This window comes from Sphingomonas sp. AOB5 (genome assembly GCF_029433115.1).
GTDB lineage: Bacteria > Pseudomonadota > Alphaproteobacteria > Sphingomonadales > Sphingomonadaceae > Sphingomonas.
On the sequence record NZ_JARNTV010000097.1, the window covers coordinates 1 to 8215 of the forward strand.

At 67.5% G+C, this 8215-nt stretch carries 8 protein-coding genes and 2 pseudogenes; 6 read left to right on the forward strand and 4 right to left on the reverse strand.

All coding sequences use genetic code 11. From position 1 onward, the window contains the following. Nucleotides 1-512, reverse strand: a pseudogene (locus tag P1X14_RS21005) (hypothetical protein); the annotation flags it as partial. A gap of 112 nt (nucleotides 513-624) precedes the next feature. Here P1X14_RS21005 and P1X14_RS21010 point away from each other — a divergent pair. The 4 genes from P1X14_RS21010 to P1X14_RS21025 are packed head-to-tail and all read left to right on the forward strand — an operon-like array spanning nucleotide 625 to nucleotide 3278. After that, entirely contained in the window at nucleotides 625-1230 is a 606-nt protein-coding gene (locus P1X14_RS21010; protein WP_277317379.1) for a hypothetical protein, read from the forward strand. A gap of 56 nt (nucleotides 1231-1286) precedes the next feature. Beyond that, on the forward strand, nucleotides 1287-1700 hold the full coding sequence (locus P1X14_RS21015) for a VOC family protein (RefSeq protein WP_277317380.1): 414 nt from the start codon (nucleotides 1287-1289) through the stop codon (nucleotides 1698-1700). A 49-nt stretch (nucleotides 1701-1749) separates the two neighbouring features. Beyond that, a complete protein-coding gene (ada, locus tag P1X14_RS21020; protein ID WP_277317381.1) occupies nucleotides 1750-2790 on the forward strand; it encodes a bifunctional DNA-binding transcriptional regulator/O6-methylguanine-DNA methyltransferase Ada in 1041 nt (346 codons plus the stop codon). Beyond that, complete coding sequence (locus P1X14_RS21025) at nucleotides 2787-3278, forward strand: DUF1203 domain-containing protein (RefSeq protein ID WP_277317382.1); 492 nt, start codon at nucleotides 2787-2789, stop codon at nucleotides 3276-3278. The genes ada and P1X14_RS21025 overlap by 4 nt, the downstream gene beginning before the upstream one ends. Here P1X14_RS21025 and P1X14_RS21030 read toward each other — a convergent pair. From P1X14_RS21030 to P1X14_RS21040, 3 genes are all read right to left on the reverse strand, one after another. After that, nucleotides 3255-4769, reverse strand: a complete 1515-nt coding sequence (locus tag P1X14_RS21030; RefSeq protein WP_277317383.1) for a hypothetical protein — start codon at nucleotides 4767-4769, stop codon at nucleotides 3255-3257. The genes P1X14_RS21025 and P1X14_RS21030 overlap by 24 nt on opposite strands. A gap of 54 nt (nucleotides 4770-4823) precedes the next feature. After that, nucleotides 4824-5858, reverse strand: a complete 1035-nt coding sequence (locus P1X14_RS21035; protein WP_277317384.1) for an aldo/keto reductase — start codon at nucleotides 5856-5858, stop codon at nucleotides 4824-4826. 167 nt (nucleotides 5859-6025) lie between these two features. Beyond that, nucleotides 6026-6418 (reverse strand): response regulator, encoded by a 393-nt coding sequence (locus P1X14_RS21040; RefSeq protein ID WP_277317385.1) that lies wholly within the window; start codon nucleotides 6416-6418, stop codon nucleotides 6026-6028. A 203-nt stretch (nucleotides 6419-6621) separates the two neighbouring features. Between P1X14_RS21040 and P1X14_RS21045 the strand changes: the two are divergent. Both P1X14_RS21045 and P1X14_RS21050 read left to right on the forward strand, forming a co-directional pair. Further along, nucleotides 6622-6975, forward strand: a pseudogene (locus tag P1X14_RS21045) (YciI family protein); the annotation flags it as partial. A gap of 126 nt (nucleotides 6976-7101) precedes the next feature. Next, the coding region (locus P1X14_RS21050) for a DUF6596 domain-containing protein (protein ID WP_277317386.1) at nucleotides 7102-8215 on the forward strand (1114 nt) is incomplete at its 3' end.

The following is an 8215-nucleotide window of genomic DNA, read 5'->3' on the forward strand; positions in this document are numbered from 1 at the left end:
ATCGCCTCGCCGCCGCGGACGATGGCGCCGGCGAGCGCTTCGGGCGAACAGGGCGCCTCGGCCTGAACCCAGCCGCGGATCGGCCCGAGCGCGGCTTCGGCAAGCTGAAGCGCGGCGAGGCGGAGCGGAATCGCGAGATCGCGTCCCTCCAGCCGTTCCTCGACCATCGAAGCGAGCAACCGGGTCATGCGCTCGCCAAGCTGGCCGAACGCGGTTTCGCGGGCGCGGGCGCGGTTCTCCCAGAAATGGGTGAGCAGGCCGGTGGTGGCTGAGAGATTGCCATTCCCGGCGGCGGCATCGGCCAGTGTGGCCAGCGGACGGCGCAGCGCTTCGAACATGATGTCGTCCGCGCTGGAATAATGATCGTAGAAGGTCGAGCGGCCGACCTTCGCTTCGGCAACGATGTCCGCCACGCGGATATGGCGCTGTCGCCGGTGCAGCACGAGATGGTTGAACGCGCCGATCAGCGCGGCCCGGGTGCGGGCGATGCGGCGGTCCTGCCTGTCTTCCATGCCCATTCTCCGGACTTTCCGCGGCCCGAGTCCGGCAACGCGGAATCGTGCTTTCGCTGTCGGGGCACAGCGTACAACCACCCGGCCTTCACGCACAATCGGGAGGGAAGAGATGAACGGGGACAGGATAGCGGGCGGTGTGCTGGTGCTGGCGGCGCTGGGGATCGTGGTGATGATGGGGCACCACCCGTCGAGCTCCCATGCGGTTGCGCTGGGGCGTTTCGTGCACGGTGCGCTGATCGCGCTGATCGGCGCGACCCTGTTCGGCTTCGTGCATCTGGCGCGGGGGATCGGGCTGGATCGTCCGCTGGCGCTGGCGGGGCTGGTTGCCTACGCGATCGGCGCGTTCGGGGGGATCGGCGCGGGCACGATCAATGGCTTTGTGATGACCGGCCTGTACGAGCACGGGATCACCAATCGCGAGCTGCGACTGTTTGCCTGGGAAGCCAATCAGGCGCTGGCGCAACTGGGTGTCGCTGCGAGCGGCGCGGCGTTCCTGCTGTGGTCGATCGAGATCTGCCGGTATCCGGGCTGGGCGGCGCGCGGGCTGGCGACGCTTGGCATCCTTGGCGCAGTGGTGCCGTTGGTGTTCCTCTGGTCGGGCCTGTTGTCGATGAACCTTAGCGGAGCGATCCTGGTCTATGGTGCCCATGCCGCCTGGATCGCGCTGGCCGGCCTGTACCTCTGGTCCGGCCGGTTTGCGGCGGATCGAGCCTGAGTCCGCTTGCCGCTTCTCCTGTGCCGCGCGATGCTGCGGCAAGAGGAGAAGCGGCGATGGCGTTGCAGGTGACCGGGATGTGTCCGCTGATCCAGGTCTTCGACATGACCGCATCGGTGCGCTTCTATTGCGAGGGGCTGGGGTTCGAGGTGGTTGCCGCCTCGCCCGAGATCGAAGCGGCCGAGGGCCGCTATTTCCACTGGTGCCGGTTGCGGCTGGGGCCGGCCGAACTGATGCTCAACACCGCCTATGACGCGAACGAGCGGCCGCCGGTGCGCGATGCGGCACGGCAGGCGGCGCATCAGGACACTGGCCTGTATTTCGGCTGCGACGATGTGGATGCGATCCACGCGGCGCTGCGTGCGCGCGGGCTGGAAGTGTCGCCACCGAAGGATGCACCCTATGGGATGCGGCAGATATGGTTGCGCGATCCCGACGGCTATCAGCTATGTTTCCAGCGCTCGGTTTGAACGCAAAGCGCGGGATGTGGGACGGCAGGCCGGGGCCTATATCGGTGCCATGAGCAACCAGCAGTCTCTTTCCGACGATGCCGCCTGGGCGGCGTTCGAAGCGCGCGACCGGGCCTTTGACGGGCGGGTGATCGGCGCGGTGTTGACCACCGGCATTTATTGCAAGCCGAGCTGCCCCGCGCGGCGGCCGAAGCGCGAGAATGTTGCTTTCTATCCCAATGCCGAAGCGGCGCGGGCGGCGGGGTTCCGCGCCTGCATGCGCTGCAAGCCCGACGAAGTGGGCCGCGATCGGGTGGCGGTGGCCAGGGCCGTCGCGCTGATCGAAGCGGCGGAGGAAGGGATCGATCTCGAAGCGCTGGCGCTGGAGGTCGGCTATGCGCCGCATCATTTCCACCGGCTGTTCAAGCGCGCGACCGGCGTGACCCCGGCGGCCTATGCCCGCGGGCTGAAGGCGCGGCGGGCGGCCGAGGCGCTGGGTCGCGACGAAAGCGTGACCGAGGCGATCTACGAAGCCGGCTACTCCGCGCCGAGCCGTTTCTACGAGACCGCCAATGCACGGCTGGGCATGACCCCGAGCGCGTGGAAGCGCGGCGGGGCAGGGGTGACGATCCGCTGGACCCTGGCCGAGACCAGCCTTGGCCCGCTGCTGATCGCGGCGACCGACAAGGGACTGTGCCGCGTGGCGTTCGACGAGGATCAGTTCGCGCTGGCCCGGCGCTTTCCGGCGGCGGAGATCGTGCAGGGCGGCGCGGCGCTGGCGGCATTGGCCGCGCGGGTGGTGAGCGAAGTTGAGACCCCGGGTCGCGATCTCGACCTGCCGATCGACGTGCAGGGCACCGCGTTTCAGGAGGCCGTGTGGGAGGCCCTCCGCGCGATCCCCCAGGGTGAGACGCGCAGCTATGCCCAGCTTGCCGCCGCGGCGGGCAATCCGAAGGCGGTTCGCGCGGTCGGCACCGCGTGCGGCAGCAACCATGTCGCGGTGTTGATCCCCTGCCATCGCGTCACGCGGACCGACGGCGGTGTCGGCGGCTATGCCTATGGCCCGGATCGCAAGCGAGTGCTGCTCAAGCGCGAAGGGGCAGGCGAATGAGCTGGCGCATCACCGGCCTGCCGCAGGAACGGTTCGCGCATCTGTTCGGCCTGAGCGACGACGCGCTCGCGGCGCATGGCGTGGTGCGGGTGAACGCCGCGTCGAAGCCCGGCTATCCGTGCCGGGTGACGCTGGAGGATGCCGAGGCGGGCGAGAGCCTGTTGCTGCTCAATTACGAGCATCTGCCGGAGGAGACGCCCTACCGCTCGCGCCATGCGATCTTCGTGCGCGAAGGTGCCGAGGCGACAGCCGAGTTCGCCGACGAAGTGCCCGAACAGCTGGCGACTCGCCTGTTGTCGGTGCGGGCGTTCGACGGGCGGCACATGATGACCGATGCCGATGTGATCGAGGGCGTCGAACTGGCGCGACTGATCGATCGCTTCTTCGCCGATCCGGCGGTGGCCTATCTCCACGTCCACAATGCGCGGCGGGGCTGCTTTGCGGCGCGGGTGGACCGGGCGACGCTATCGGAAGCGGCGGCTTCGTAAATCGAGGATCATCGCCCGCGCGACACGGCGGAGGATATTGTCGTGCGGATCGTTGGCCAGGGGCCGCAGTAGCGCGATGGCGCCGCGCATGTTGTTGCTGTTGATCCTGCGTTCCACACCGCTGATCAGCAGGTCGAAATTCGTCGGATCGAGCGCGATTGCACGTGCCAGAAGCTGTTGCGCAGCAGGCGTGCCGCCCTGGTCTGCAGAGATATTGCGATACATCGCCGCCGCAGCGAGTCGATTGCCGGGATCGATCGCCTGAGCGCGCCGGATCAGCGTCCTGCTGCGGGTGATCAGCGGCATGAAGCGCTGCGGTTGTTCGTTGCGCGCGATATAGGTCAGGATATCGCCCTTCAGCGCCAGAAAGTCCGGATTGTCGGGATCGGCCAGGAGCAGGCGGTCCACCAGCGTATCGGCTTCCTTGCTCTTGTGCGCCATCAAGGCGAAGCGCGCGACATAATAGCCGAGCTCGGTGTCTTGGGGATGGGTCGAAGCTCCGGCCAAACCTCTTTCGAACAGTGCATCGAGCCGTTCGGTGATCGCCTTGCTTCGTGTCTCGTCCGGTTGGGTTTCCAGCGCTCCGTTTTCCTGCTGCAGCGCGAGCTGGGCGAATTGCAGTTCGATCAGCAGCACCTCGCCGGGACGCGACGGGCGTACCGTCAGCGAGGCGGGATCGACCGCGGCGATCGTCACGTCGCGCGTGGCCAGCGGCGCGGCCTGATAGGCCGCCATGTCCGCATCCAGCCCGGTGGACCCGCCCTGGAAGAATTGCTTGACCGGCGGGACCGCCTGGCCGGCCCGCACGCTCTGGATATAGCGCCCGATCTCCTCGCTGCGCTTGCCCTTGGCGTAGTAATGGTGGGTCAGCAGCCAGCCACCGGTGTCGAGGCCCGCGGGGATATCGTCAGCCTGCTGGTCGGGCTGATAGGCCATCAGCTCGGCGAACGGCGTCGCGGCCATGTCGGCATCGGCGAACTCCGCGGGGCGCGCTCCCAGCCGGACGATCCCGTCGGGCAGGATCTGGGCGGTCTGGAAATAGCTGGCAAAGCCCTCGATGAACCAGAAGGGCTGATTATAGGATTGATGGCGGCGCATGAATGCATGCGCATATTGGTGGAACAACAGGCTGCGCAGGTCATAGGGCTGTTCCAGCCCCGGATAGGAGCGCGCCAGCAGGATCACGTCGAACAGCCGAGAGATCAGCCTCGTGCTGCCATCGAAGTCCTCGATCCTGGTTGCTGCGATGACGGATGGAACATCCGCGCCGATCAGGATGCGGGTCCGCTGCGTTCCCACCGGTGCCGTGACCCCGGTGACGAGACGAAGTGCGCGATCGAACGCCACCAGTTCCGCGGCGAGGCTGCGCAGCTTGGGTTCGGGCATTTCCGCCTGAAGGACGAAATCGGGCGTCTCGACGCGGTGCCACTCGGCGCGCGCCTGCCCGGCCGCGCCGAACAGCGCCAGCATCGCAATCAGAAATCTCAACATGCCCCGACCCCCGGAGCGGCAGGATAACGCCGCGCCGGGGCAGGGCAAGGGCGGTCAGCGCCGCGGGCTGGGGCCGCCGCGATAGCCGGACTGGCGCTCGATCATCCAGCCGGGATATTCGGGCGGCAGCTTGCTGGCGGCGTCGAGCCGGGCGAGTTCCTCGGCAGTGAAGCTCACATCGACCGATTTGAGATTGTCGGCGAGCTGATCGGGGCGCTTGGCGCCGATGATCACGCTGGACACCGCAGGCTGGTGGAGCAGCCAGGCGAGCGCGAGCTGGGCGACCGAGGCGCCCTTCTCGGCTGCCTGCTCGCGCAGCACGTCGATGATGTCATAGGCTCGGTCCTTGTTGACCGGCGGGAAATCGAACGCCGCGCGGCGGCCCTCGCCATCGCCTTCGCGGGTGAACTTGCCCGACAGGAAGCCGCCCGCGAGCGGGCTCCACACCATCAGTCCGACGCCTTCGGACTTGAGCATCGGGATCACGTCGCGTTCCAGGTCGCGACCGGCGATGGTGTAGTAGCTCTGCAGCGAAGCGATCGGCGAATAGCCCTTTCGCTCGGCGATGCCCTGCGCCTTGGCGACCTGCCACGCGGCCCAGTTGGAGAGGCCGACATAGCGGATTTTGCCCTGACGGACGAGGATGTCGAGCGCGTGGAGCGTTTCCTCCATCGGCGTCGCGGCGTCCCAGCCATGGATCTGGTAGAGATCGATATGATCGGTCTGGAGCCGCTTCAGGCTCTCCTCGACCTGTGCGAGCAGATGGCCGCGCGACGCGCCCGCGCCATTGGGTCCGGGGTGGATGCGGCCCAGCGCCTTGGTGGCGATCACCACCTCGTTGCGGGGAATGCCGAGCGACTTGAGCGACTGGCCGAGGATGAGTTCCGAGCGGCCTTCGGAATAGACGTTGGCGGTGTCGATGAAGTTGATGCCGGCATCGATCGACGCCTTGACCAGCGCATTGGCCTCGGCCTGCGGCAGCTGCCCGATATGGCCCCACATGGTGCCGTCGCTGCCGCCGAAGGTCATGGTGCCGAGGCAGAGTTCGGAAACGAGAAGGCCGGTGCGGCCGAGCGTATTGTAGCGCATGGGGAGGCTCCGCGACGTCGAGAACGCCGCGAGGACCACGGCTGCGCCACAGATGTGGTCGCGGTCGCAGTGGTGCAATCCCCGCCAATACAAAGACCAATAACATAAAGGGTAGCGGCGGCCGGGAGACAAGACCGGCCGCCGCTATTCCCTCGCCAGCCCCCCGGTCAGCGAGTCCCTTCCCCCGTTAGACAGCCCAGTGCGGCGGACAGCTCGAGCGGCCGCACCGGCTTTTCCAGAACCGCCTCGAACCCGGCAGCCTCCGCTGCATCGCGCAGCGTGGCCGACGAGAAGGCGGTGAACAGCAACGCGCGGCCCTGCCACCCCGAGGCGCGAAGTGCCCCCAGCACCTCCAGCCCGTTGCTGTCGCTCAGCCGGTAATCGGCCACCAGCCATGCCGCTTCGCCGATGGCCGGATCGGCGGTGAGCGCGGCCGCGCTGGCGAACGAACGGACCTCGAATCCCTGCGCCTGCAGCATCAGATGCGTCGAACGGCGTACCCCATCGTCGTCCTCGACGAGCAGGATGCGTTGGCGCGCGGCGGGAGAGTCGGTCGTCATCAGCATTTCCGGGGCGGAATTTGCCGCAATCCCCGCCGCTTGTCGTTACGTGAAGGTCCTAAGTATTTCCCGGAAGGGTGCCGGGCCGGGTTTCGGCACGGATGCGCGAAAAATATTTGGCGGGCGTGTCGATTCCGCGGAAGCTCGTTCGTCGTGAGATCGGGAAGGCGTTTCGGCCTTTCGAAGATCAGAGGAGAATGACGATGCGTGTGATGGTGTTCGTGAAGGCGACCGAGGACAGCGAAACCGGCCTGCCGCCTGCCGAGGACATGACGCCGATGTTCGAGGCGATGCACAAGTTCAACGAGGACCTGGCCAATGCCGGCATTCTGCTGGCGGGCGACGGGCTCCAGCCTTCGTCCAAGGGCAAGCGCGTCGCGTTCGACGGGCCGAACCGCACCGTGATCGACGGGCCGTTCGCGGAAGCGCGCGAACTCGTTGCCGGATACTGGTTGTGGCAGGTCCGCGACATGGATGAGGCGGTCGAGTGGGTGAAGCGCTGCCCCAATCCGATGATGGGGCCGAGCGATATCGAAATCCGCCCGCTCTATGAGATCGAGGATTTCGGCGACGCCGCGACGCCGGAGCTGCGCGAGAAGGAAGCGGCGCTGCGGGCGAAGCTGGAAGGATAAGCCTTTCGGTCGCCGCTTGCCCGGGTGAATGGCGATGGCCACAACGGGGGCATGGCGGCGACCGAAACCCATCGCGCGATCGAAGCGGTGTTCCGCATCGAACAGCCCCGGCTGATCGCCGGGCTGGCGCGGATGGTGCGCGATGTCGGGCTGGCCGAGGAGCTGGCGCAGGAAGCGCTGGTGATCGCGCTGGCCGAATGGCCCGGACGCGGCGTGCCGGACAAGCCCGGCGCCTGGCTGATGGCCGCGGCCAAGAGGCGCGCGATCGACGGATTTCGTCATGACCGGATGCGCACGCGCAAACATGCCGAGATCGGGCGCGACCTGGACGAGCGCGACAGCAGCGTCGAGGCGCTGGAAGCGGCGATGGACGACGATATCGGCGACGAACTGCTTGGGCTGATCTTCACCGCCTGCCACCCTTTGCTCTCCGCCGAGGCGCGCGCGGCGCTGACGCTGCGGCTGATCGGCGGGCTGACCACCGAAGAGATTGCCCGCGCGTTCCTCTCCAGCGAAGCGACGATCGCCCAGCGTATCGTCCGCGCCAAGAAGACCATCGGCAATGCGGGTCTCGCGTTCGAAGTGCCGCGCGGTGCGGAGCGCGAGGCGCGGCTCGCATCGGTGCTGGGGGTGATCTACCTCATCTTCAACGAAGGCTATGCCGCGACCGCGGGCGATGACCTGATCCGCCCGGGCCTGTGTGCCGAGGCACAAAGGCTGGGGCGGATCCTGGCGGGACTTGCGCCGGACGATCCCGAAGTGTTCGGGTTGCTCGCGCTGATGGAGATCCAGGCATCGCGCTTCGCGGCGCGCACCGCGGCGGACGGATCGTTCGTGCCGCTGACCGAGCAGAATCGCGGGCGATGGGACCAGCTTTCGATCCGCCGCGGCCTTGCCGCGCTGGCGCGTGCCGAGGCGCTGGGCGGTAGTGGACCCTATGTGCTGCAGGCGGCGCTGGCGGCCTGTCATGCGCGGGCGCGACGGGCCGAGGATACCGACTGGGTACGGATCGCCGGGCTGTACGACCGGTTGCGCGAGACGATGCCCTCGCCGGTAGTCGAACTGAACCGGGCCATCGCACACAGCATGGCGTTCGGGCCGGAGGCAGGGCTGGCGCTGGCCGACCGGCTTGGCGAAGCACTGCGCGGCTATGCGCCGCTGCCGG

What these genes read in the sequence shown, in the direction of transcription:
- P1X14_RS21010 (WP_277317379.1), top strand. Translation starts at nt 625, where the DNA reads ATGAACGGGGACAGGATAGCGGGCGGTGTGCTGGTGCTGGCGGCGCTG.
- P1X14_RS21015 (WP_277317380.1), top strand. Translation starts at nt 1,287, where the DNA reads ATGGCGTTGCAGGTGACCGGGATGTGTCCGCTGATCCAGGTCTTCGAC.
- ada (WP_277317381.1), top strand. Translation starts at nt 1,750, where the DNA reads ATGAGCAACCAGCAGTCTCTTTCCGACGATGCCGCCTGGGCGGCGTTC.
- P1X14_RS21025 (WP_277317382.1), top strand. Translation starts at nt 2,787, where the DNA reads ATGAGCTGGCGCATCACCGGCCTGCCGCAGGAACGGTTCGCGCATCTG.
- P1X14_RS21030 (WP_277317383.1), bottom strand. Translation starts at nt 4,769, where the DNA reads ATGTTGAGATTTCTGATTGCGATGCTGGCGCTGTTCGGCGCGGCCGGG.
- P1X14_RS21035 (WP_277317384.1), bottom strand. Translation starts at nt 5,858, where the DNA reads ATGCGCTACAATACGCTCGGCCGCACCGGCCTTCTCGTTTCCGAACTC.
- P1X14_RS21040 (WP_277317385.1), bottom strand. Translation starts at nt 6,418, where the DNA reads ATGACGACCGACTCTCCCGCCGCGCGCCAACGCATCCTGCTCGTCGAG.